General features: G+C 56.5%; 20 protein-coding genes and 6 tRNA genes. 13 read left to right on the top strand and 13 right to left on the bottom strand.

The window, feature by feature from the left end; genetic code table 11:
• Window positions 1–70: 70 nt before the first annotated feature.
• Complete coding sequence (gene alaC / locus QZQ97_RS00420) at window positions 71–1,306, bottom strand: alanine transaminase (RefSeq protein ID WP_311991773.1); 1,236 nt, start codon at window positions 1,304–1,306, stop codon at window positions 71–73.
• A 117-nt stretch (window positions 1,307–1,423) separates the two neighbouring features.
• Window positions 1,424–1,963, bottom strand: a complete 540-nt coding sequence (locus QZQ97_RS00415; RefSeq protein ID WP_311991772.1) for a GNAT family N-acetyltransferase — start codon at window positions 1,961–1,963, stop codon at window positions 1,424–1,426.
• Window positions 1,964–2,137: 174 nt separating this feature from the next.
• On the opposite strand from QZQ97_RS00415, the gene QZQ97_RS00410 reads away from it, so the two are divergent.
• The 3 genes from QZQ97_RS00410 to QZQ97_RS00400 all read left to right on the top strand — a co-directional run bounded on the left by QZQ97_RS00410 (window position 2,138) and on the right by QZQ97_RS00400 (window position 5,915).
• Window positions 2,138–3,382, top strand: coding sequence for a DUF1479 domain-containing protein (locus QZQ97_RS00410; RefSeq protein WP_311991771.1), 1,245 nt, complete (start codon window positions 2,138–2,140; stop codon window positions 3,380–3,382).
• Window positions 3,383–3,492: 110 nt separating this feature from the next.
• Complete coding sequence (locus QZQ97_RS00405) at window positions 3,493–5,184, top strand: sensor histidine kinase (protein ID WP_311993848.1); 1,692 nt, start codon at window positions 3,493–3,495, stop codon at window positions 5,182–5,184.
• Window positions 5,181–5,915, top strand: coding sequence for a LytR/AlgR family response regulator transcription factor (locus QZQ97_RS00400; protein WP_311991770.1), 735 nt, complete (start codon window positions 5,181–5,183; stop codon window positions 5,913–5,915). Before QZQ97_RS00405 ends, QZQ97_RS00400 begins: the two co-directional genes overlap by 4 nt.
• 10 nt (window positions 5,916–5,925) lie before the next feature.
• On the opposite strand, the gene QZQ97_RS00395 is transcribed toward QZQ97_RS00400, so the two are convergent.
• Complete coding sequence (locus QZQ97_RS00395; RefSeq protein WP_311991769.1) at window positions 5,926–6,261, bottom strand: DUF2502 domain-containing protein; 336 nt, start codon at window positions 6,259–6,261, stop codon at window positions 5,926–5,928.
• Window positions 6,262–6,659: 398 nt separating this feature from the next.
• Between QZQ97_RS00395 and QZQ97_RS00390 the strand changes: the two genes are divergently transcribed.
• A complete protein-coding gene (locus QZQ97_RS00390) occupies window positions 6,660–7,886 on the top strand; it encodes an L-lactate MFS transporter (protein WP_311991768.1) in 1,227 nt (408 codons plus the stop codon).
• 65 nt (window positions 7,887–7,951) lie between these two features.
• Here QZQ97_RS00390 and glk read toward each other — a convergent pair whose 3' ends face one another.
• Window positions 7,952–8,917: a glucokinase gene (gene glk / locus QZQ97_RS00385; protein ID WP_311993847.1), complete on the bottom strand. Its 966-nt coding sequence runs from the start codon at window positions 8,915–8,917 to the stop codon at window positions 7,952–7,954.
• Between the two features lie 343 nt (window positions 8,918–9,260).
• Between glk and QZQ97_RS00380 the strand changes: the two genes are divergently transcribed.
• Window positions 9,261–10,508, top strand: coding sequence for an ion channel protein (locus QZQ97_RS00380; RefSeq protein WP_311991767.1), 1,248 nt, complete (start codon window positions 9,261–9,263; stop codon window positions 10,506–10,508).
• On the opposite strand, the gene QZQ97_RS00375 is transcribed toward QZQ97_RS00380, so the two are convergent.
• Both QZQ97_RS00375 and QZQ97_RS00370 read right to left on the bottom strand, forming a co-directional pair.
• Entirely contained in the window at window positions 10,505–11,197 is a 693-nt protein-coding gene (locus QZQ97_RS00375) for an aspartate/glutamate racemase family protein (RefSeq protein WP_311991766.1), read from the bottom strand. The two genes, QZQ97_RS00380 and QZQ97_RS00375, sit on opposite strands and share 4 nt — an antisense overlap.
• 67 nt (window positions 11,198–11,264) lie before the next feature.
• Window positions 11,265–11,717 carry a multidrug/biocide efflux PACE transporter gene (locus tag QZQ97_RS00370; RefSeq protein WP_311991765.1) on the bottom strand — a complete coding sequence of 151 codons (453 nt, stop codon included), beginning with the start codon at window positions 11,715–11,717 and terminating at the stop codon, window positions 11,265–11,267.
• A 156-nt stretch (window positions 11,718–11,873) separates the two neighbouring features.
• On the opposite strand from QZQ97_RS00370, the gene QZQ97_RS00365 reads away from it, so the two are divergent.
• On the top strand, window positions 11,874–12,764 hold the full coding sequence (locus tag QZQ97_RS00365) for a LysR family transcriptional regulator (RefSeq protein ID WP_311991764.1): 891 nt from the start codon (window positions 11,874–11,876) through the stop codon (window positions 12,762–12,764).
• On the opposite strand, the gene QZQ97_RS00360 is transcribed toward QZQ97_RS00365, so the two are convergent.
• The gene (locus QZQ97_RS00360) at window positions 12,740–14,401 is read right to left on the bottom strand and encodes an alpha-keto acid decarboxylase family protein (protein ID WP_311991763.1); all 1,662 of its coding nucleotides are present in this window, start codon (window positions 14,399–14,401) and stop codon (window positions 12,740–12,742) included. The genes QZQ97_RS00365 and QZQ97_RS00360 overlap by 25 nt on opposite strands.
• A 247-nt stretch (window positions 14,402–14,648) precedes the next feature.
• Between QZQ97_RS00360 and mgrA the strand changes: the two genes are divergently transcribed.
• Entirely contained in the window at window positions 14,649–15,638 is a 990-nt protein-coding gene (mgrA, locus tag QZQ97_RS00355) for an L-glyceraldehyde 3-phosphate reductase (protein ID WP_311991762.1), read from the top strand.
• Window positions 15,639–15,859: 221 nt separating this feature from the next.
• Entirely contained in the window at window positions 15,860–16,261 is a 402-nt protein-coding gene (locus tag QZQ97_RS00350; protein ID WP_311991761.1) for a DUF2502 domain-containing protein, read from the top strand.
• A gap of 34 nt (window positions 16,262–16,295) precedes the next feature.
• Here QZQ97_RS00350 and QZQ97_RS00345 read toward each other — a convergent pair whose 3' ends face one another.
• Window positions 16,296–17,528 (bottom strand): Nramp family divalent metal transporter, encoded by a 1,233-nt coding sequence (locus QZQ97_RS00345; RefSeq protein ID WP_311991760.1) that lies wholly within the window; start codon window positions 17,526–17,528, stop codon window positions 16,296–16,298.
• 378 nt (window positions 17,529–17,906) lie between these two features.
• Here QZQ97_RS00345 and QZQ97_RS00340 point away from each other — a divergent pair, with 378 nt between their 5' ends.
• Window positions 17,907–19,094 carry a NupC/NupG family nucleoside CNT transporter gene (locus QZQ97_RS00340; protein WP_311991759.1) on the top strand — a complete coding sequence of 396 codons (1,188 nt, stop codon included), beginning with the start codon at window positions 17,907–17,909 and terminating at the stop codon, window positions 19,092–19,094.
• Between the two features lie 115 nt (window positions 19,095–19,209).
• Here QZQ97_RS00340 and QZQ97_RS00335 read toward each other — a convergent pair.
• The 3 genes from QZQ97_RS00335 to gltX form a co-directional block, all read right to left on the bottom strand.
• Window positions 19,210–19,285, bottom strand: a tRNA-Ala gene (locus tag QZQ97_RS00335).
• A gap of 60 nt (window positions 19,286–19,345) precedes the next feature.
• Window positions 19,346–19,421 (bottom strand) — tRNA-Ala (locus QZQ97_RS00330).
• Window positions 19,422–19,681: 260 nt separating this feature from the next.
• A complete protein-coding gene (gene gltX / locus QZQ97_RS00325; protein WP_311991758.1) occupies window positions 19,682–21,097 on the bottom strand; it encodes a glutamate--tRNA ligase in 1,416 nt (471 codons plus the stop codon).
• A 292-nt stretch (window positions 21,098–21,389) separates the two neighbouring features.
• Here gltX and QZQ97_RS00320 point away from each other — a divergent pair.
• The 4 genes from QZQ97_RS00320 to QZQ97_RS00305 all read left to right on the top strand — a co-directional run bounded on the left by QZQ97_RS00320 (window position 21,390) and on the right by QZQ97_RS00305 (window position 21,779).
• Window positions 21,390–21,465 (top strand) — tRNA-Val (locus tag QZQ97_RS00320).
• Between the two features lie 40 nt (window positions 21,466–21,505).
• Window positions 21,506–21,581 (top strand) — tRNA-Val (locus tag QZQ97_RS00315).
• A 39-nt stretch (window positions 21,582–21,620) separates the two neighbouring features.
• A tRNA-Val gene (locus tag QZQ97_RS00310) sits at window positions 21,621–21,696 on the top strand.
• 7 nt (window positions 21,697–21,703) lie between these two features.
• Window positions 21,704–21,779: transfer RNA gene (locus tag QZQ97_RS00305), tRNA-Lys, on the top strand.
• 202 nt (window positions 21,780–21,981) lie between these two features.
• Here the strand turns inward: QZQ97_RS00305 and dhbA are convergent.
• Window positions 21,982–22,740 carry a 2,3-dihydro-2,3-dihydroxybenzoate dehydrogenase gene (gene dhbA / locus QZQ97_RS00300; RefSeq protein WP_311991757.1) on the bottom strand — a complete coding sequence of 253 codons (759 nt, stop codon included), beginning with the start codon at window positions 22,738–22,740 and terminating at the stop codon, window positions 21,982–21,984.
• Entirely contained in the window at window positions 22,740–23,594 is an 855-nt protein-coding gene (locus QZQ97_RS00295; protein ID WP_311991756.1) for an isochorismatase, read from the bottom strand. Before QZQ97_RS00295 ends, dhbA begins: the two co-directional genes overlap by 1 nt.
• Between the last annotated feature and the right edge of the window lie 2 nt (window positions 23,595–23,596).

The following is a 23,596-nucleotide window of genomic DNA, read 5'->3' as shown; positions in this document are numbered from 1 at the left end:
AGTGGGAAAATGATGAAGAAAACCTTAGCGTTGCGAAAAAAACCGGCGCGAATGCGCCGGCCTGAAGCGATTATTTTGCGGTGGGGGCAGTGCTCTTGGCGGGTTTGATCAAGCCGTCGGCACGGAACATGGCTTTGATGCCGCGTACCGCCTGGCGGATGCGATCCTGATTTTCTATCAGTGCGAAACGTACGTGGGTGTCGCCGTAGTCGCCAAAACCAATGCCCGGCGATACGCAGACCTTGGCTTCCGCCAACAGGAGTTTGGCGAACTCCAGCGAGCCGAGATGCGCATAAGGCTCCGGTATTTTGGCCCATACGTACATCGCCGCTTTCGGGTTATCGACCATCCAGCCGGCTTCATGCAACCCTTTCACCAGTACATTGCGGCGCTGGCGGTACTGCTCTGCGATATCCCGTACGCACTGCTGGTCGCCTTCCAGCGCGGCGATGGCCGCCACCTGCAACGGCGTGAAGGTGCCGTAATCGTGATAGCTCTTGATACGCGCCAGCGCGCTGACCAACTCAGGGTTACCGACCATAAAACCGATGCGCCAACCCGCCATGTTGTAACTTTTCGACAGGGTGAAAAACTCCACCGCGATGTCCTTGGCGCCCGGCACCTGCATAATCGACGGCGCTTTCCAGCCGTCATACACGATGTCGGCATAAGCCAGATCGTGGATCACCAGCACGTTGTACTGTTTGGCCAGCGCCACCACCCGTTCGAAAAAATCCAGCTCAACGCATTGGGCGGTCGGGTTGGAAGGGAAGCCGAGGATCATCATTTTCGGACGAGGGATGGTTTCACGAATGGCGCGTTCCAACTCACCAAAGAAATCCACGCCGTCCACCAGCGGCACTGAACGCACCTGCGCGCCGGCAATCACCGCACCGTAAATATGGATCGGGTAACTTGGGTTGGGCACCAATACGGTGTCGCCGTGATCGAGCGTCGCCAGCATCAGGTGCGCCAGCCCTTCTTTCGACCCGATGGTCACAATGGCTTCGCTTTCGGGATCAATCTCCACCTGGTAGCGATCGGCGTACCAGCGTGAAATGGCGCGGCGCAAACGCGGGATGCCACGCGAGGTTGAATAACCGTGGGTATCGTCACGCTGCGCGACGGCACAGAGTTTTTCCACAATGTGCGGCGGCGTCGGGCCGTCCGGGTTACCCATGCTGAAATCGATAATATCTTCGCCGCGACGACGAGCAGCCATCTTCAGTTCGGCGGTGATGTTGAATACGTAAGGGGGAAGGCGTTCAATACGCGTAAAACGGCGTTGTGGACTGTTATCAGCCATAGATTCCTCGAAGAGACGTTAGCGCCCGGACCGTCCGAGCGACGCTGACCAGCCTTGTGGTCGGATATTGAACATATCGCAGCGGCGACGGGATTGTCGATACCCGCCGCAATATTTTTAATTTCCCGCCTGAAACTCCGCCGCCAACAGCCCGAACATCCAGTCAGCGTGCCACTGCCCGGCCAGGCGGAAATTATCGCGCAATGTGCCCTCCAGCTGAAAACCGCACGACTCCAGTAACCGGCGTGAGGCGATATTGCCTGCGGTAACGGTGGCCGTCAGCTTGTGGAAGCCGCAGGCGTTGAAGCCAAAATCCAGCACCGCCCGCAGCGACTCCTTGCCGTAGCCCTTGCCATGCCCGGACGGCAAAATGCCGTACCCTACCTCCGCCTGTTGGCAAGGCAGCCACATCGGACGAAAACCTGTGATGCCCACGGCCTCGCCTCCGGCCTTTTCACGCATCACCAGGCACAGCCATTGCTCCCCATGCTTATCCCAGGCCGGCAACCGCGTCTCAAAGCGCGTGCGGATTTCCGCTTCGGTCAAGGGATCGGCGATATAGCGAATCACTTCAGGATCCTGATACAGCCGTAAAAACAGCGGCCAATCATCGGCGGTTATCGACTGCAGGGTCAAACGCTCAGTGACCAATTTCATTGCGCTAATCTCCGAAAAACGAAAATAGGGAACTTACGAATGAAAGTTATCCCTTTATTTTCCTCTATTAAATCCAGATAATCGTTCACGTTAAAACAACAAAACCATAACGTCTTACTCAGTCCCCTACAACCGCCCGTCGCCGCCGTTATCGAACGGCATGAGGAGTACACCATGGCTTCATTACTCATTGACGATATCCCTACCGCCATTAAAACCGTCAAACAACAGCTACGTCAGGCCCTGCCCAACTACCGCGAGGTGTTTCTGGCGCTGGAAGACAACATTCGCCGACAGGTCGAGCAAATCCGCCGGGAGTTGGCCGCCGGCCAAAACCCGGTGCCGCAAATCGATGCGGAGGATATTTTGCAGCAACGGGTCAGCGAGCAGCAAAAGGCGTTGATCAAACAGCGCGGTGCCTGCGCCATTCGCGGCGTATTCCCCCGCAATAAGGCCGAAGCCTGGAACCGGGAAATCGGCGACTATCTCGATCGCAACAACTTCGTCGAACGCCTGAAAAATGCCGCCGAAGACAACTACTTCGGCAAACTGGCCGCCGGCAAACCGCAAATCTACGGTATTTACTGGTCAAAACCGCAGGTTGAAGCCCGTCAGGACGCCCGCATGCATGCCGTGCAAGTGTTTCTCAACAGCCTGTGGGAAACAGAGAGTAACGGCAAACAGCATTTTGACCCGACTCGGGTCGCCACCTATGCCGATCGCACCCGCCGTCGCCCGCCGAACTCGTCTTCGCTGGGCCTGTCGCCGCACGTGGACAGCGGCACCATTGAACGCTGGCTGGATGAGAATTTCCGCTATGTCTACCGCCACGTGTTCTCCGGCGACTGGCAAGCTTACGATCCGTTCGCCGCCGATGGCCGCACCGAAGTGCGCGAAATCGCATCGCCGGCAGTCTGCTCTATGTTCCGTACCTTCCAGGGTTGGACGGCGCTGACGCCGCAACGTACCAACGCCGGCACGCTGAACCTGGTGCCGATAGCCAACGCCATGGCCTACGTTCTGTTGCGCGCATTGCAAGATGACGTCGCCGAAGACGATTTGTGCGATGCCGCCCCAGGGCGCGCGCTGTCAATCTCGGAAAAATGGCATCCCCTTTTAATCAGTGGGATTTCCCCTATTCCCGATTTAGAGCCGGGCGACACTGTGTTCTGGCACTGCGATGTGATTCACGCGGTGGAAAACGAGCATAACGGCGAGTTCGACAGCAACGTGATGTACATCGCTGCAGCGCCGGGCTGCGAGAAAAACGATGCCTATCTGCAACGCCAGCTGCCCAGTTTTATCGCCGGCAAAACGCCGCCGGATTTCGCGCCCGACGATTTCGAAGTGGATTTCAACGGCCGCGCCACTGTCGATCTGCTGACACCGCTCGGCAAGGAACAGCTCGGCATTAAATAACCCCGGGTCCCGTGGTACGCCGCCCGGCCGCCACGGGACCACTGCGCTGTGGTATACTCCTGCGCATCTGTCCGCCGCAGCGAGAGCCCGTCGTGCACCCTTTTTTTGAAATGCTGTTAGCGGTGTTTGATCGCGCCGCACTGATGTTAATCTGCCTGTTCTTCCTCACCCGTACCCGGTTGTTCCGCCAACTGCTGCAAAAAGAGGACCACACGCCGCTTGAGCTGGCCATGGTCACGGCGATCTTTTCGCTGTTCGCGCTGTTCAGCACCTATTCCGGCATCAACGTCGAAGGTTCGCTGGTCAACGTCCGGGTCATTGCCATTATGGCCGGCGGCATTCTGTTCGGCCCCTGGGTGGGTATCATCACCGGCATCATCGCCGGGGTGCACCGCTATCTGATCGATATCGATGGCATCACCTCCATTCCCTGCCTGATCACCAGCATCATTGCCGGCATCAGCGCCGGTTATATCAATCTTAAAGTGAAAAAAGAGCAGCGCTGGCGCGCCGGCATCCTCGGCGGCATGCTGTGCGAATCCCTGACCATGCTGTTGATCGTGCTGTGGGCCAAGCCGACCGCGTTGGGGCTGGATATCGTCTCCCAAATTGCGCTGCCGATGATCCTCGGTACGGTGTGTATCGGCCTGATTGTGCTGCTGGTGCAAAGCGTAGAAGACGAAAAAGAAGTGATCGCCGCCCGGCAGGCCAAGCTCGCGCTGGATATTGCCCGTAAAACCCTGCCCTACTTTCGCAATATCAACAGCGAAACCCTGGCGACCATCTGCGACATCATTCGCCAGGACATCAAGGCCGACGCGGTGGCGATCACCGATACTCACCAGGTGATGGCTTATGTCGGCGTGGGGGAAGAGGCTTATCCGATTGGCCGCGAAGGGCTGAGCCGCGTGACCCGCGAGAGCATCCGCCACGGCAAGATCATCATCAAAAACAACCTGGAAAACCCGGCCACGCCGCAAATTCACTCGCAGTTGGTGATCCCGCTGTGGGAAAAAGGCGAAGTGACCGGCGCGCTGAAAATTTACTACTGCCATGCCCATCAGATCACCAATACGCTAAAGGTCATGGCGGTGGGCCTGTCGCAGATTATCTCCACCCAAATGGAGGTCTCGCGCATTGAGCATCTGCGCCAAATGGCGGACAAAGCGGAAATGCGCGCGCTGCAGAGCAAAATCAACCCGCACTTCCTGTTCAATGCCCTGAACGCCATTTCTTCGTCGATCCGCATCAATCCGGACACCGCGCGCCAGCTGATAATCAACCTGTCACGCTACCTGCGCTATAACCTGGAGCTGAATGACGAACTGATCGATATCCGCAAGGAACTGCACCAAATCCAGGATTATATCGCCATCGAACAGGCACGATTCGGTGCCAAACTGACGGTAATTTACGACATCGACGACGATATTTCGGTGCGTATTCCCAGCCTGTTGATTCAACCGCTGGTGGAGAATGCCATCGTGCACGGCATTCAGCCGTGCAAAGGCAAAGGCGTGGTGGTCATTGCGGTGAAGGATCAGGGCGATCGGGTCAAGATTTCGGTAAAAGACACCGGTAACGGCATCAATCAAGAGGTCATCGACCGGGTGGCTCGCAACGAAATGCCGGGCCACAATATCGGTCTGTTGAACGTGCATCACCGGGTGTCGCTGCTGTATGGCGAAGGACTGCGCATCCGTCGGTTGGAGCCGGGCACCGAAATTGCCTTTTACATCAGCAAAAACGGCGGCAAACTGCAGATGGAAAACAGCGTACTGCCGGCCGGGGAGCCATCATGAAAGCCATTATCGTTGAAGACGAGTTCCTCGCCCAGGAGGAGCTCAGTTACCTGATTAAAAAGCACAGCAACATCGTTATCGAAGCCACCTTCGAAGACGGGCTGGACGTACTGAAATACCTGCAGAATCATCAGGTCGACGCCATTTTTCTCGATATCAACATTCCGTCGCTGGACGGCGTGTTGCTGGCGCAGAACATCAGCAAGTTCGCGTACCGGCCTTCAATTATTTTCATCACCGCTTATAAAGAACATGCGGTGGAAGCGTTCGAAATCGAAGCGTTCGACTACATCCTCAAGCCCTATCACGAAGCGCGTATCGTCACCATGTTGCAAAAACTGGAGGCGCTGCATAACCGGCCCGCTAACGCCCCGGAACAACCCAGCGCGCCAAACCGCAGCAGCCACAGCATTAACCTGATCAAAGACGAGCGGATTATCGTCACCGACATCAACGACATCTACTATGCCGCTGCCGACGAAAAAGTGACGCGGGTCTATACCCGCCGCGAAGAGTTTGTGATGTCGATGAACCTCACCGAGTTTTACGGCCGCTTGCCGGAAGAGCATTTCTTCCGCTGTCACCGTTCTTACTGCGTCAATCTGTCGAAAATCCGCGAGATCGTGCCCTGGTTCAACAACACCTATATTCTGCGGCTGAGCGACCTGGAGTTTGAAGTGCCGGTCAGCCGCAGCAAGGTTAAAGAGTTCCGCAAATTAATGCGTTTATAACCGCACCGCCTTACCAGCGTGGCCCGGGGCCGTAGTAATAGCCCGGCGGCGGAGGTGGCGGCATGCGGCGATAATGCGGGCGATCGCGCCATTCGTGCCGCGGCTCCTCGTAATAGATCACTCGTGGCGGCGGGCCGTAGTAATACTCTCGTGGGCGCTCATAAACCCGGTGTTCAGACCACCAGCGCGGATCGCGCCAGCGGCCGCCGTCCCAGTAATGGCCGCGATCATCGCGATCGCCAATGTGCAATGAAATACCCGGCACGTTCACGCCAATGGATACATCCGCCTGGCTTACCAACGGCAGCGACAGCAGCGCGGCCAACAGCAACAGTGTTTTTTTCATCTCATGACTCCTGCAGAGCGGAACCCGTCCGTTCGCAGATAACATAGTCCCCCCACCATCGCCGCTCTATAGGAACAATGCTCATTTACCCGTTCCAGACATTTCCTTCACAATTTGAGCACAATCCTGGACACCGGGCAGACGAAAAATCGTGCCTATCTTTGATGTAGATCACGTGGCGTCAGCGGCATTTCATCCCCTTTTAACCGCTAAAACGGCAACTCATGCGCCACCAGATGCATTTCATTCCTTCCTCCGTGCAACTCATTCCCGATCTGCCGTCGAGTGGTATTACCAGCCCTATAATATGCCCATACCGCGGGGCCTCTGAGGTTCTCCGCAAATTTCCGCCAACGGCTGACCGCCCGGCAACGCACATACAGAGAAGGAGACCGGCCATGAACACCAAACCGGCAAATCGCAGCTTAATCGTTCTGGGCACCATCATCTGCCAGATGGGGCTCGGCACTATCTATACCTGGAGCCTGTTCAACCAGCCGCTGGTCGACAAATTCCATTGGGGCCTCGGTGACGTTGCCACCACCTTCTCCATCACCAGTTTCTTCCTGGCCTTCGCCACGCTGTTTGCCGGCAAACTGCAGGAACGCTTCGGCATCCGCAACCTGACGCTGTGCTCGGGCATTCTGGTCGGACTGGGTCTTATCGCCAGCGCCCACGTCAGTTCATTGGATATGATTTATCTGTTGGCCGGCGTAGTGGTTGGGTTCGCGGTGGGTATCGCCTACATCTCCACCCTGTCCAACCTGATCAAGTGGTTCCCGGCCAATAAAGGGCTGATCTCCGGCATCTCCGTCGGTGCATTCGGCAGCGGCAGCCTGCTGTTCAAATACGTTAACGCCGCGCTGATTGCCGACGTCGGCGTGTCCGCTGCCTTCTTCTATTGGGGGGCGATTGTGATGGCGCTGATTGTGCTGGGTTCGCTGCTGTTGAAAGAGCCGGTGCTGACCAGCCAGGCTGCGCAGCAAAAGGCCGGTACTTTGGGTAACGACTTCAGCGTGCGCCAGATGTTGGCGACCAAAGAGGCCTACCTGTTGTTCATCATTTTCTTCGCCGCCTGCATGAGTGGCCTGTACCTGATTGGCATCGTGAAGGACATGGGCGTACAACTGGCCGGGATGGATTTAGCCACCGCCGCCAACACCGTTTCCGCCGTAGCGATTTTCAACACCGCAGGCCGCATCATTCTGGGTACGCTGTCGGATAAAGTGGGCCGCATGCGCGTCATCAGCTTCACCATGCTGGTTACCGTGCTGGCGATTGTCTCTCTGAGTTTCCTCACCCTGAACCATACGCTGTTCTTTATCTGCGTCGGCGCGGTCGCCTTCTGCTTCGGTGGCAACATCACCGTGTTCCCGGCGATTGTCGGCGACTTCTTCGGCCTGAAAAACCACAGCAAGAACTACGGCATCATCTATCAGGGCTTCGGTCTGGGTGCGCTGGCCGGCTCGTTCGTCGCCAAATACTTCGGCGGTTTTCATGCCACATTCATGGTCATTGGCGTGCTCTCCATCGCTTCCCTTTTGATCACCCTGTTCATCAAGGCGCCAAAAGCGGTCGAACAGGAAGAAGACCGCCGCGAGCCGGCAGACTTGGTCAAAGCCTGAGTTTTAAATAGCAAAAAGGGGCGCAACCCAATGGGTTACGCCCCTTTTTTTATCGCTGATGTGGATTACAAATGTATACCCAACGTCTGGCGCAGATGGGCACCGGCGCCCAACAACCCCGGCTGCCCATGGGTGATCATGAAGACCGGGATATCATGCACGTAATCCTTGAAACGCCCTTTATCTTCAAACGCCGCGCGGAAACCGGATGCCTTGAAGAACTCCATAAAGCGCGGCACGATGCCGCCGGCGATGTAAACGCCGCCGAAAGTGCCGAGATTCAGCGCCAGGTTGCCGCCAAAGCGCCCTAAGATAACGCAGAACAGCGACAAGGCACGGCGGCAGTCAATGCAGCTGTCGGCCAGCGCGCGCTCGGTGATGTCCTTTGGTTCAAGTTTTTCCGGCAGGCGTTGATCGGACTTGACGATAGCGCGGTAGAGGTTGACCAACCCCGGGCCGGACAGCACGCGCTCGGCGGATACGTGCCCCACTTCTGCCCGCAGCACCTCCAGAATGCTATCTTCCTCTTCGCTGTTCGGCGCAAAATCAACGTGACCGCCCTCACCCGGCAGGCTCACCCAGCGGCGGTTAACGTGCACCAGGTGCGCCACCCCCAGGCCGGTGCCGGCGCCGTACACCGCAATCGGTTTGTCTTTCTGCGCGCTGCCGCCGCCGAACTGCAACACATCGTCTGGCGTCAACATCGGGATCGCCATCGACACGGCGGTAAAGTCGTTGATCACTTCCAGATGGCTAAGCCCCAAATTGGCTTGCATCTCTTTGATCGAGAACGCCCAGGTGTGGTTGGTCATCGCCACCCAATCTTCGGTGACCGGACAGGCAATCGCGATGCAGGCGTCCTGCACCTGGATATCCAGCTCCTTCAGATATTGGCGGATAACCGCCTCCAGGCTGTCGAACTCCAGGCCGGAATAGGTTTTTGCCTGGGTAATTTCACCCGTCGCCACAGTGCACAACGCCAGGCGGGCATTCGTCCCGCCAACATCACCTACGAGGGCATAGGTCATCAGTATCTTCTCCGCAAAATGAATAATAGAAAGCTGCCCACACTGTAAAATCCCGCCGCAAAAACAACAATCACCATCCTTCGCGCTGCCATCCATTAGCGATCCAGATCACAAAAAACGTTTCAGCTCGGCGGTTATGCCGCAATTTGAAACAAATTTCGGCAAAAAAACGTGCCGTGGCGGCTGTTAACCGTCATAACAGAGAGGCACTATTAATCAGCCGGCGCCCTTTGCCTGTCGGTCATCGCTTTGCGTGCCGTCTTCCCAGTTTGTCTGGCAAGCTGAGGCACAGCCCAATTACCCGTTCTCCCTGCCGCTCAGGGGGGCATTGACAAGGGATCCTTGCATGCTGCACCCGCGCGCCAATGCCATGTTGGCTTTCGCCCTGCCCGCTCTCGTTATCGGTTCAGCCTCAAGCCTGGTGCTCATTCTGGTGATGAAGTTCGCCGACGCGCTGCAACGGCTGCTTTGGGTGAACATGCCCGCAGCCTTGAATATCGATACCCACTCGCCCTGGTGGCTGCTCAGCATCCTGACGCTGGCCGGTGTCGCCGTCGGGCTGATTATCCGCTACATGCCCGGTCACGCAGGACCGGATCCGGCAACCGAATCGCTGATCGGCATGCCGTTGCCACTTTCTGCCGTGCCCGGCCTCGGGCTGGCGTTAATCATTGGTCTGGCGGGCGGCGTGAGCCTGGGGCCGGAAAACCCCATCACTGCCATCAATATTGCGCTGGTCGTCGCTGTAGGCTCGCGGCTGCTGCCGAGAGTACCGCGCATGGACTGGATTATTCTCGCCGCCGCCGGCACCATCGGCGCGCTGTTCGGTACCCCGGTTGCCGCCGCGCTGATCTTTTCGCAAACGTTGGCCGGCAATAACGACGTGCCGCTGTGGGATCGGTTGTTTGCCCCGCTGATGGCGGCAGCGGCCGGCGCGGTGACCACTCAGCTGTTTTTCACGCCGAACTTCGCGCTGCAAATAGACGCCTATGCCGCCACCCGGCTGACGGATATTTTCAGTGGCTCCATCGTCGCCCTGATCGCCATCGCGCTGGGTATGGTCGCGCTGTGGAGCTTCCCCCATCTCCACCGCCTGTTCCATTCGCTGAAAAATCCGGTGCTGATGCTGGGGCTGGGCGGCTTTGCGCTCGGAGTGCTGGCGCTAATCGGCGGGGAGATCACGCTATTTAAGGGGTTGGACGAAATGAAGCGGCTGGCTGCCGGGGAGAACTTCTCGGTCACGGAGCTGCTGCTGATTACCCTGACCAAACTGGCGGCGCTGGTGATTGCCGCCGCCAGCGGTTTTCGCGGTGGGCGTATCTTCCCGGCGGTGTTCGTCGGCGTGGCGTTGGGCCTGATGCTGCATCAGCACGTCCCGGCTGTACCGGCTGCCATCACCGTCTCCTGCGCCATTATGGGGCTGGTGCTGGTGGTCACGCGTGACGGCTGGCTCAGCCTGTTTATGGCCGTCGCGGTGGTGCCGGAGCTGCACCTGCTGCCGGTGCTGTGCATTGTGATGCTGCCCGCCTGGCTGGTGCTGGCGGGCAAACCCTTGATGCTGGTGGGCAAACGCCAACCGCCGCACGACGATTAGGCCAGCGCGTATTCCGCGGCGGCGCGCGCATGGATAGCGGTAGTGTCGAACACCGGCACCGAAGCATCCTGCGCACTGACCAGCAGGCCAATCTCGGTACAGCCGAAAATAATGCCCTGCGCGCCCTGCAGCTCCAGGTCCGCAATAATGCGGCGATACTCATCGCGTGACGCGTCGCGAATTTTCCCCAGGCACAGCTCTTCATAAATAATGCGATGCACGATGTCGCGATCGGCCGCGGTGGGGGTAACCACCTCTATGCCGTGCTGCTCTTGCAGCCGCCCGCGATAAAAATCCTGCTCCATGGTAAAACGCGTACCGAGCAACCCAATGCGTCGGATGCCCTGCTGGCGCACCTGCAACGCGGTGGCGTCGGCGATATGGATCAGCGGCAGGCCGCTGGCCTTCTCAACCGCATCCGCCACCTTGTGCATGGTGTTGGTGCAGATGACGATGGCCTCTGCACCTGCAGCACGCAACGATTCTGCTGCCGCTGCCAGCAGACGCCCCGCGCCGTCCCAATCGCCCTGATGCTGCAGGCGTTCAATCTCGTGGAAATCGACGCTGTAGAGAACGATTTTTGCCGAATGCAGACCGCCAAGATGCGCCTTAACCTGCTCATTGATCATGCGGTAGTAAGGGATGGTTGATTCCCAGCTCATGCCGCCCAACAGACCCAACACTTTCATCGTTTTTTCTCCGCTTCGTTGCCGTATCTCTCCGACACTACCGGAGAATCTCGGTAATGACGATGCCTTATTTCACCCCTGAACGGACTGGTTGGCGTGCTTCGAACCAGCGTTGGCGCAGCGTGTCGTACACCCAGTTATAGAGCATGGTGTACGGCAGGAAGAACAGGAAGAAACCGATCTCCAGCATAAAGGCCTGTACGAAAGAAATATTCAGCATCCAGGCAGCAATCGGCACACCGATCAGGACAAACCCGGCCTCGAAGCCCAGGGCGTGAAACACCCGCACTTTAAGATTACGCGCAACACGGCCCACCGGCCACAGGCGGTCAAACACCGTGTTATAAATCATGTTCCACACCATGGCTACGGTCGACAGCATCACCGCCAACGCACCGATCTGTACCATAGAACGGTTGAGCAACCAGGCGCCCAACGGGGCGCAAATCATCACGGCAATGGCTTCAAAACCGACGGCATGGACGATACGTTCAATGAAAGACTTGTTTTGCAGTTGCATACATCACCTGTTTTTTACCCTGTGAATCCGTAGGGGAGCGGCAAGCCGCCCCGCATCAATCGGAGCTGATTTATTCGCTCCCTACTAAAGTCAGGTGATTATCATCGATTTTTTGGGTAGATTAAAAATAGGTTCCATCGATAAAGTAGATACATCATGCGCTATTCACCTGAAGCCCTGCAGGCATTTGTCGAAGCCGCCGCCCTCGGTTCTTTTTCTGCCGCCGCGCGCAAGCTGCGCAAAAGCCAATCGACCATCAGTACCGCCATCGCCAATCTGGAGGCCGATCTCGGCTTGATCTTATTCGATCGCCAGGCGCGGCAGCCGGTATTGACCGCTGCCGGCCTTAAAGTGCTCGGTCATGTGCAGGAAATCCTCGCCGCCAGCGAACGGCTTGATGCGCTGAGCATCCGCCTCGCGGACAAGATAGAACCCCGGCTAACTATCGTATTTTCCGATACCTACCAGCCGAACCATCACGACTGGCTGATGCTGCACTTTGAACGGCGCTATCAGGATATTGAACTGGAATGCATGATTGCCGAGGACGGGGACGTGCTCGATCTGCTGCAAAGCGGCCGCGCGCACCTTGGCATGGTGGAAGTACAGCCCGGTTATCCGCCGGATATCGCCTTCGCGCGGCTGCCGGAACAAACTGAAATGGGGTTGTTCGTCGCACGCTCGCATCCGCTGGCGCAAACGACCTCGCCAACGCATGAGCAGTTGTCCAGCACCCGCCAGCTGTATTTGAATACCTACACCGGCGCAGGCACGGCGCGCCCCCAGGGGTTGGTGTGGTCCGCGCCGAGCTATCTGATGCTGCTGGAAATGGCGGAGCAGGGCTTTGGCTGGGCCGCTTTGCCAAACTGGCTGGTGAAACAGTATGGCCACGACAAATTAACCGAGCTGAAGCCGCGCGGTTGGCCGAAACTGATCTCCGTGGATGCGGTATGGTCTAAGCTCACCCCGCCGGGGCCGGCGGGGTATTGGTTGCTGGAGCGCTTGCTGGAAAGCGCGGAAGATCAGGCCGCCGCGTTGCGTGATTGAATCGCGCGCGAAATGGTATCCAGCAGTTCGGGGATATCCATCTTCGGCAGTACGACCTCAACGAAAGCCAACTGCTGGCTGTCGCCCACTTCGCGCAATGCCTGGCGCAGTTGCTCAGGTTCGGTAACCCGCAGCGTTTTAACCTGATGCTCGCCGGCCAGCGCCTGCGGCAGCTGCGTCCAGTTCCACTGGGCGATGTCGTTGTAGCGCTGTTCCGGCCCGTGGATCGCTCGTTCGACGGTGTATCCCTCATTATTCAGCAGGAAGATCACCGGTTTCAGCCCGTCGCGCAGCATCGAGCCAATCTCCTGCACGGTGAGTTGCGCTGCGCCGTCGCCGATCAAAAGCAGCACCCGGCGATCCGGCTCCGCCGTCTGCGCGCCGAACGCCGCCGGCAGGGTGTAGCCGATAGATCCCCACAGCGACTGAACGATAAACCGGCAGCCCTGCGGCAAGCTCAGCGCCGCAGCGCCAAAACAGGCCGTGCCCTGCTCGGCAATCACCAGGTCGCCCGGCCGCAAGAAGTCCTGGATCTGCTGCCAGAAGCCATGTTGGTCCAGGCCGCTGCCGTTCGACGCCGGCAATTCCGGCCGTTTGATAACCGGCAACTGCCATTGCAACGCCGGCGACAACGTCAACTGGTGCAACGCTTTTACCGCGTCACGCATCGGGATCTGGCTGAATACCTGTTGCCCGACCCGTGCCTCAAAGGGTTGAATATCGATACACTTCTCCGCCGGCAAGTGATGGCTGAAGCCGGCGGTAATGGTATCGGTAAACCGCACGCCGACGGTAATCACCACATCGGCGTTCTCAATCAGCTGCTTCACCTGCAGATCGCTGGCCGCTCCGGCGTAGGTGCCGGTAAAGCAGGCATGAGTTTCATCCAATACGCTCTTGCCGAGCAGCAGCGTCGAATGCGGCATGTCTACCTCATTCATCCACTGTTCCAGTACCCTTTCGGCACCAAAGCGTTCGGCCAGAAAATCGGCCAGCAGAGAAACCCGCCGCGCCGGCAACAGCATTTCCCGCGCTGCTGCGATAAACGCCTGCAACGATGCCTGCGAGAGATGGGCCTGTCGCAGCATCAGCGGCGCCGGCCGTGACGCCAGCGGCGCCTCCGCCACGTCACTCGGCAACATCAGGTAAACCGGGCGGCGTTCAAACAGCGCGGTGGTCAGCAGGCGATCGATTTCCGCCTCGGCGTTGGCCGCGGTGAGGTTGGCCTGCGCGACGGTCACTTCTTTGGCCATGCGGGCAAAGTGGCTAAAATCCCCGTCCCCCAACGAGTGGTGCAGTAAATCGCCGGCCCGCTGCGCGCGCAGCGCCGGTGTGCCAACCACGTGGATCACCGGTAAATATTCAGCGTAGCTGCCGGCAATACCATTTACCGCGCTCAGTTCGCCCACGCCAAAAGTGGTCAGTAAGGCGGCCGCTGGTTTGCAGCGGGCGTAACCGTCTGCGGCATAAGCGGCATTGAGTTCGTTGGCGCACCCCACCCAGGTGATCTGCGGGTGAGCAATCACGTGATCGAGAAACTGCAGGTTGTAGTCTCCAGGCACGCCAAAGAAGTGCCGGATGCCGATCTGGGCTAAACGATCGAGTAGGTAATCGGCCACCGTATAGCTTTTACTCATGATCATCACCTGCCAAAGGTTGCAATTGTTAGTTTTAAGTATCAAATATGTTGTGCAAATGTCGAGCAATGTATTTAAAAAGCGGATGGAAACCCTGCGTTACATCTACGCACTCGCCGCAAGCATTTACCCGCCAGATAGGCAGCATTTAAAAATTGACGGTGATTTAGCGTGATCCTGGGCTCTGACAACGGGAGTGAAAACGCATACACTAAAACTCACTTTCACCTTGCCGAAAAGGGTTCGTATGCTTTACCAGGCTGATTCTTCGCGTTATCAAAATATGGAATATCGCCGCTGCGGACGCAGCGGGCTGAAATTGCCCGCGGTTTCGCTCGGCTTATGGCACAACTTTGGCGACACCACGTTGTATGACAATGCGCGCAAATTGATTCATTGCGCGTTCGATCGCGGTATTACCCACTTCGATCTGGCCAATAACTATGGCCCGCCACCCGGTTCCGCCGAGGAAAACTTTGGCCGCATCCTCAGCGCAGATCTGAAACCCTGGCGCGATGAACTGATCATCGCCTCGAAGGCCGGTTACACCATGTGGCCTGGCCCTTACGGCGACTGGGGTTCGAAGAAGTATCTGGTCGCCAGCCTGGATCAAAGCCTGCAACGCATGGGGCTGGAATATGTGGATATCTTCTATCACCATCGCCCGGATCCGGATACGCCGCTGGAGGAAACCATGGGCGCACTGGATCTGCTGGTGCGCCAGGGCAAGGCGCTGTACGTCGGGCTATCCAACTACCCGGCCGACCGAGCGCGCCAGGCGTTCGAGATTCTGCAACGGCTCGGCACGCCTTGCGTGATCCATCAACCGAAATACTCCCTGTTCGAACGCTGGGTTGAGCCGGAGTTGCTGGATACGCTTGAAGAACATGGCGTCGGCTCTATTGCATTCTCTCCGCTGGCCGGCGGCCTGCTGACCGATCGTTACCTGCACGGTATTCCGCAAGATTCACGCGCAGCCAGCGGCAGCCAATTCCTGCAACCCAATCAACTCACCGATGCAAAACTGGAAAAGGTGCGTCAACTTAATGCCCTGGCGCAACAGCGCGGGCAGAAACTGTCGCAGATGGCGCTGGCCTGGGTATTGCGCGGCGATCGCGTGACTTCGGTACTGATTGGCGCCAGCAAGACCAGCCAGATTGAAGATGCCGTCGGCATGTTGGCCAACCGCACCTTCAGCAGCGACGAAATCGCCCACATCGAACGGATATTAATGTAATCGCTTACAATTATCGCCGGTGCAGGTGGCCGGCGATATCCTCCACAGTGCCAGACAAATCTTAAATCCTCATCTTATCGCCGCTTTTCAGAATCCCACTAAGATTCAACCCTATCCGCAGGCGCTAATATGCCGATATTGCAGTAAAAAAGATTATAAGGTCGGTTAATGATGAACGCGCTTCATTACCGGCCAACCCGCTGCGGCGGAAAGGAGAAGCCATGTTTAAACCTCTGTTATTGGCCGCCCTGTTGGTGGCGTCTACGGTGCCCGCCATCCAGCAGGCGCATGCGGAAGGCCTCAGTATCAATCTGATGCCGGGCGTATCGCTGCGCATTGGCGAAGAAGATAATCGCGGCCGTTATTGGGACGGCTACGACTGGCGCGATCGCGACTGGTGGCAAGGCCATCAGGGCCGCTATCTGGGCGATCGCAGTCGCCGGGGCTATTACTGGGATGGTTATCGCTGGCGCGATAACGATTACTGGCGCAAAAATTATTACTATCATGATGGCCGCTATCGTAAATTCGATAAGCATTACTACAAGCACCACGAAAAACATCATTGGAAGAAAAAACACCATGATGACGATCGCGGTCGTCGCCATCACGACGATGATTGATGCCAAAAGGCCAGCGCAACGCTGGCCTTTTCGATCACGACATGTTGCTGACCAGCAGATAGCCGTTCAGGCCGACGACCACCAACACAATCAACTTGCCCAACGTCTGTACGGATCGGCTGTTCACCATTTCCCCCATCAGTTCCCGGTTACCGGTAAAAGAGAGCAGCGGCACCAGCGCCAACGCAATGCCGAAGCTCAACAGCACCTGGCTCAACACCAGAATATGCGTGGCATCCATCCCCAGCATAATGACGATAAACGACGGCAGCATAGTGACCACCCGGCGTACCCACAGCGGAATGTAAAAGCGCACAAATCCCTGCATCACCACCTGCCCCGCCAGCGTCCCCACTACGGTGGAAGACAGACCGGCGGCCACCAGGCTCAGCCCGAAGAGCGTCGCCGCCGCCTGGCCCAGCACCGGCTGCAGTGTCAGATAGGCCAGATCAAGATCGGCCACGCCACTGTGCCCATTGAAGTGGAAGGTTGCGGCAGCGGTAGCCATCATTGCCAGGTTAACAAAACCGGCAATGGTCATGGCAATGGCGACATCGACCTTGGTGGATGCATAACGCTCCGCCTTTGAGTTCTCCCCGACAGCCTGGGTTAGGGATGAATGCAAATAAATCACGTGCGGCATGATGGTCGCGCCCAGTACGCCGGCGGCCAGATATACCGCATCGCCATTCGGCAGATCCGGGATCGCCATACCTTTTAACAGCGGACCAAGCTGCGGTTGGGAAAACACCAGTTCCACCATATAGGCAGCAGCAACAAACAGCAGCAGCCCGCCAATCGCCATCTCCAGCGGTTTTTGCCCGCACTTTTGCAGCATCAGGATCAGAAAAGTGGCGATACCCGTCAGGATGGCGCCTTCAAGCAGAGTAACCCCCAACAACAGTTTGAAACCTATTGCCGCGCCGATAAACTCCGCCAGATCCGTGGCCATCGCAATAATTTCCGCCTGCACCCAATAGGCCCATACGGCCGGGCGCGGAAAGCGATCGCGGATGTGTTCCGCCAGGTTTTTGCCGGTGGCGATACCGAGTTTGGCGGACAGCAGTTGGATAAGCATGGCCATGACGTTGGCCCAGACCACGACCCACAGCAGGCTGTAACCCAAAGAGGCGCCGGACTGGATGTTGGTGGCGAAGTTGCCGGGATCGATATAGCCGATGGCCGCAATAAATGCCGGCCCCATCAGCGACAGTTTGATTTTTCTGGATGGGCGACGGGTGTTCTCAACCACGCGACTGTTTGGCATACCCTGAACCCTTACGTCTAATAAACTAAGGGTTATCTTATGTAAATGATAATAATTATCAAGCGCATTTGTAGCGGTTAAACTTATCTCTGAAATCGGGAATAACTCTGGTTTTAACGAAGGGTGTAACGTACAGCTTACACTTTTCTGCCCTTCACTAAGCCATATTCCAAACGAAGTACGCCTGATAATCAAATTAGCACAAGAATAGGAATTTCGTATGGATTCAGTAACCTCTTGATTTTTTATGGTTTATCGTAATAATTTAGGATGTTTCCCACTATGAATTTCCATATTTGCAATGGACCTCTCGTTTTTAAACGTGGCGTTACATAAAATGACATCCGAAATTCAGCCTGCCTCAAGTTTGGAGCAAACATGTCCCATATTGCGCACTTTGCGTTAGCGTTGGTGGTGGTTGCGATCCTGGCACTGTTAGTGTGCCGCGATCGTAAAAGCATCCGCATTCGCTACGTTATTCAACTGTTGGTTATTGAAGTACTGCTGGCCTATTTTTTCCTGCATTCGGAAGCGGGTTTAGGTTTTGTAAAAGGATTCGCGGCGCTGTTCGACAAGCTGCTCGGGTTTGCTGGGCAAGGGACTGATTTTGTATTCGGCGGTATGGGTGATAAAGGTCTGGCCTTCTTCTTCCTGAAAGTACTGTGCCCGATCGTCTTCATCTCTGCGCTGATCGGTATTCTGCAATACATCAAAGTGTTGCCGTTTATCATCCGGATTATTGGTACCGTGCTGTCAAAAGTAAACGGCATGGGCAAGCTGGAGTCGTTTAACGCTGTCAGCTCGTTGATCCTGGGCCAGTCCGAAAACTTCATTGCCTATAAAGATATTCTGGGCAAGATGTCGGAAAAACGCATGTACACCATGGCGGCAACCGCGATGTCTACGGTTTCCATGTCCATCGTGGGTGCCTACATGACCATGCTGGACGCCAAGTTTGTGGTGGCGGCGCTGGTACTGAACATGTTCAGCACCTTTATCGTACTGTCATTGGTCAACCCGTACGACACCAGTAAAGAAGAAGAACTGCATCTGGGCAATCTGCACGAAGGCCAGAGCTTCTTCGAAATGCTGGGTGAATACATTCTGGCAGGTTTCAAAGTAGCCATTATCGTTGCTGCTATGCTGATCGGCTTTATTGCCCTGATCGCTGCGCTCAACGGCCTGTTCAGCGCCATCTTCGGCCTGAGCTTCCAGGATATTCTGGGCTACTTCTTCTATCCATTCGCCTGGATTATGGGCATTCCTAAGCACGAAGCCTTGCAGGTTGGCAGCATCATGGCGACCAAGCTGGTCTCCAATGAGTTCGTGGCCATGATGGAGCTGCAGAAAGTCTCTGCCGAGCTGTCGCCACGCAGCCTGGGCATTCTGTCGGTGTTCCTGGTTTCCTTCGCCAACTTCTCTTCCATCGGTATTGTGGCCGGTGCGATTAAAGGGCTGAATGAGCATCAGGGCAACGTAGTTTCACGCTTTGGTCTGAAGCTGGTTTACGGTTCTACGCTGGTCAGCCTTCTGTCTGCGTCCATCGCGGGCCTGGTTCTGGGCTAAGCCGAAACGGCAACAACGAAAAGGTCGCTTCGGCGGCCTTTTTTATTGCCCGCAGTTTAGAAAGCAGGAAAGACAGAAAGCAAAAAGCCGACCCTAAGGTCGGCTTTTTAAATGGTGGTGGAGCTAGACGGGATCGAACCGTCGACCTCTTGCATGCCATGCAAGCGCTCTCCCAGCTGAGCTATAGCCCCACAAAAGTGGTACGCTTTAACCGGCGTTACGGTAATCCCCAACCTTACTGAGATAAAGGTTGGTGGAGCTAGACGGGATCGAACCGTCGACCTCTTGCATGCCATGCAAGCGCTCTCCCAGCTGAGCTATAGCCCCAATCCACAATCACAAAATCCTGTGAACGGGGCGCATAATATGAAACCCCCGAAACACTGTCAACGGCTAAATTGAATTAGTCGATCAAGCGCTGAAAAAGCCGCCAAATCAGCGCGTTTAGCGCTAAAAAATCGCCATTGCGGATAAAAATCAGCCAGGAATAAAAAAAGCCCTGCGGATCGCTCCACAAGGCTTTATCAGTTACCGCGTCATCTTGTTGCCGCCCCCCGCTTACAGGCAGAAGGCACGGGGTAAATCCATCAGGCCTGAGCTTCACGCCCGGCGATGTAGGCCAGCGCCAGGTCGATGCGCTGCAAAGAACGCGCCTGCCCGATAGCATGCACGGTAACATCCATACCCGGTGACTGACCGGCGCCGGTCACCGCTACGCGCAGCGGCATGCCAACCTTGCCCATGCCCACACCCAACTCATCAGCGGTGCCCTGAATGGCGTCATGCACGTTCTCCGGCGTCCAGGCACTGACAGCAGCCAGTTTGGCGCGTACCGCTTCCAGCGGCTGGCGTGCCACCGGACGCAGGTGCTTCTTGGCGGCGTCGGCGTCGAATTCGCTGAAGTCTTCATAGAAGTAACGGCAGGACTCGGCCATTTCCTTCAGCGTCTTGCAACGCTCGCCCAGCAGTTTGACGATATCTTTCAGCTCAGGGCCGTTGCGAGTCTCAATGCCAAGCTGCTCAACATGCCACGCCAGATACACCGCAACTTCTTCCGCCGGCATATGGTTAATGTAATGGTGATTCAGCCATTGTAACTTTTCGGTATTGAAGGCGCTGGCGGATTTGTTGATCGCTTCCAGGGTGAAGAACTCTTTCATCTCATCAATAGAGAAGATTTCCTGGTCGCCGTGGGACCACCCCAGACGCACCAAATAGTTCAGCAGCGCCTGCGGCAGGTAGCCGTCATCTCGGTACTGCATCACGCCCACTGCGCCGTGGCGTTTTGACAACTTTTTGCCGTCGTCGCCCAGGATCATGGAAACGTGCGCATATTCCGGCACCGGTGCACCCAGCGCTTTCAGAATGTTGATCTGGCGCGGGGTGTTGTTGATGTGGTCTTCGCCGCGGATCACGTGGCTGATTTCCATATCCCAGTCGTCCACCACGACGCAGAAGTTATAGGTTGGCGAACCGTCGGTACGGCGGATAATCAGATCGTCCAGCTCCTGGTTGCTGAATTCGATCGGACCGCGGATCTTGTCATCGAAGATAACCGAACCTTCCTGCGGGTTACGGAAACGCACCACGCACGGCTCGTCATCGGTGTGGCTGTCCTGGCTGTCGCGGCAGTGGCCGTCGTAACGCGGTTTTTCACCGTTTTCCATCTGCTTTTCACGCAGCGCTTCCAGGCGTTCCTTCGAGCAATAGCATTTATAGGCGGTATCCTGCACCAGCATGTCGTCAATCACCGCGTTATAACGGTCAAAACGTTTGGTCTGGAAGTACGGACCTTCGTTCCAATCCAGGTTTAACCAGTTCATGCCATCCATAATTGCGTCGATAGCGTCCTGCGAGGAACGTTCCAGATCGGTATCTTCGATACGCAGAACGAACTCACCGCCCGAATGGCGGCTGAACAACCAGGAGTAAAGCGCAGTACGGGCGCCACCGACGTGAAGATAGCCGGTTGGGCTCGGTGCAAAACGGGTTTTGATTTTCATTGGTTTCACTGCCTTATTACGCAACGCGGGTCGGCGGTTGCCGACGATTGCTCGGAATTGAAAAAAGTGGGCAACATTGTACCACCCCCCGCTAATTCCTCAACGCCGACACGATATTGCCGCACCTGTTTTCGTTATCGCTGCAGCGCATTTCGCATAACAATGTGCAAAGAATCATCATTGACGGTGATAAATATCGCATCCTGTTTAAATTTGCGGCGAACGATTGAAATCATTTTAAAAACCGTTGACTCACTTTCAACTATCCCTATAATGCGACTCCAACAAGACGGGGCGATTAGCTCAGTTGGTAGAGCATCTCCTTTACACGGAGGGGGTCGGCGGTTCGAGCCCGTCATCGCCCACCATCTTGTTGAGCAGTAAAGCAGTAAGAAATGAGAAGAATGAGGGTGATTAGCTCAGTTGGTAGAGCATCTCCTTTACACGGAGGGGGTCGGCGGTTCGAGCCCGTCATCACCCACCACTCATTCTCTTGTTTGGCAGTACCCGGAAGTTCTGAAGTGGGTGATTAGCTCAGTTGGTAGAGCATCTCCTTTACACGGAGGGGGTCGGCGGTTCGAGCCCGTCATCACCCACCACTTCTGCGGGTCGTTAGCTCAGTTGGTAGAGCAGTTGACTTTTAATCAATTGGTCGCAGGTTCGAATCCCGCACGACCCACCAATACAGAAAAAAGCGCCTTTTGGCGCTTTTTTCGCATCTGTAGCCCGGAAATCACCACCACCTCTATTACTTGCTCCCCTTTACCGCCCATAAAAAAGGCGCTGCAAGCAGCGCTCTATAGTCATAAATAACGAGTAACCATATACCCTAAATAATTCGAGTTGCCGTCAGCACCGCTACAGCTTGAAATATGACGGGTATATCAGGCCGCCAACGTCGCTCCGCCGTCAATCACAATATCCTGCAGGGTGATATGGCTGGCGCGATCGGAAGCCAGGAACAAAATGGCATCGGCAATTTCCTGCGGCTGAGCGATCTTGCCCAGTGGAATACCCAGCTTGAACTGCTCCGGGAAGCCGTTAATGGTGTTCTGTTCACCGCTTTCATCCTGCCACATGCCGCGCTGCATCGGCGTATTGGTTGAACCAGGCGAAACCAGATTGCAACGCACGCCATAAGGCGCCATTTCCAACCCTACGGTTTGGCACAGGCTGCGCAACGCCGCCTTGGAAGCGCAATAGGCGGCCATGCCGACACGCGGTACATGGGCCGCATTTGAGGCCACGCTAACCACCGCGCCGCGCCGTTGGCGACGGAACACCGGCAAGGCATGGCGGAACATATTGAACGCCCCGCCGGCATTGACCGCCATACAGGCCAACCAGTCTGCGGTGCTGGTCTCATCTGCCAACCCCATCCGCAAAATGCCCGCGCCGTTCACCAGTACGTCCAGCTCTGGCTGCGCCGTCAGCAAACGCCCGCACAAGCTGTCTACCGCATCGCTATCCGCGACATCCAGCACTTCAGTGCGAAACGGGTATTCCGGTTCGTCGAAACGCAGATCGAAGCCAATCACCTCGGCACCGGCTCTTACAAACGCCAGCGCCGTCTCCAGACCGATACCGGCACCTGCGCCGGTAACCCAGACCCGCTTACCGGCAAAATCGCCCTCTTTGTCCATCAAGACTTCTCCTGCGACAACATCGCCCACCAGCTGTCAATGGTCGGGTTTTTGGCCAACGCGATAAAATCAATGTCGCTGCGGATTTTACGCCAGCGCGCAGCCAGCTCCATGATACGCACCGAATCCAGGCCGTAGTCGATCAGGTTCTCATCGTCGCCCATGTCTTCGCTGTCCTCATCGAGGAACGGCATGATTTGCTGGCGCAACGCAGCTTTGCTGGCGATACCCGGCAGCAGTTCGGCAGTCGTCACCACGCGTCCACAGCGGCCGGCGGTGTAACGCAGCGCCATCAGGTGTTCGTCACGGGAGAAATCCGCCAGGCCGTCAGCCACCATAAACGGCTGGATATTGCGCATAAAGGCATCGATAGCGGTAGTCATACAGCCGATATGGGCATACACGCCGCAAATGATCAGCTGATCGCGCCCCGATTCCTGCAGAATTTCCTGCAACGGCGAGCGGTGGAAGGCGCTGTAACGCCACTTCACCAGAACCGTATCGTCGTCTTCCGGTGCCAGAGCCTGAACCACCGCCTGCTGTTCGGGGTGCTTATTCAGCCCAGGCCCCCACATATCGTTCAGCAACGCGCGGTCTTCGTCGCTTTGCTGATTAGGCTGCGCGGTATAAAACACCGGGATGCCCTGTGATTTGCAGTAACGGCGGAGATTGGCAATGTTCTCTACCACCTGCCTAATCAGCGGGCTGTCTTCACCCCAGAAATTCAGGAAATACTGCTGCATATCGTGGATCAATAACGCAGCTCGCTGCGGTTCTACCGTCCAGCTTACTTTGTTGGTCGGCAGTTCAGCCTGCGTCGGCAGCGCGTAATCATTAAGTTTAGGAATGGCCATGA

This window comes from Serratia sp. root2 (assembly GCF_031931805.1).
Taxonomy (GTDB): Bacteria; Pseudomonadota; Gammaproteobacteria; order Enterobacterales; family Enterobacteriaceae; genus Serratia; species Serratia inhibens.
Note: the sequence above shows the minus strand (reverse complement) of the source record. Positions and strands in the feature narration are given on the sequence as shown.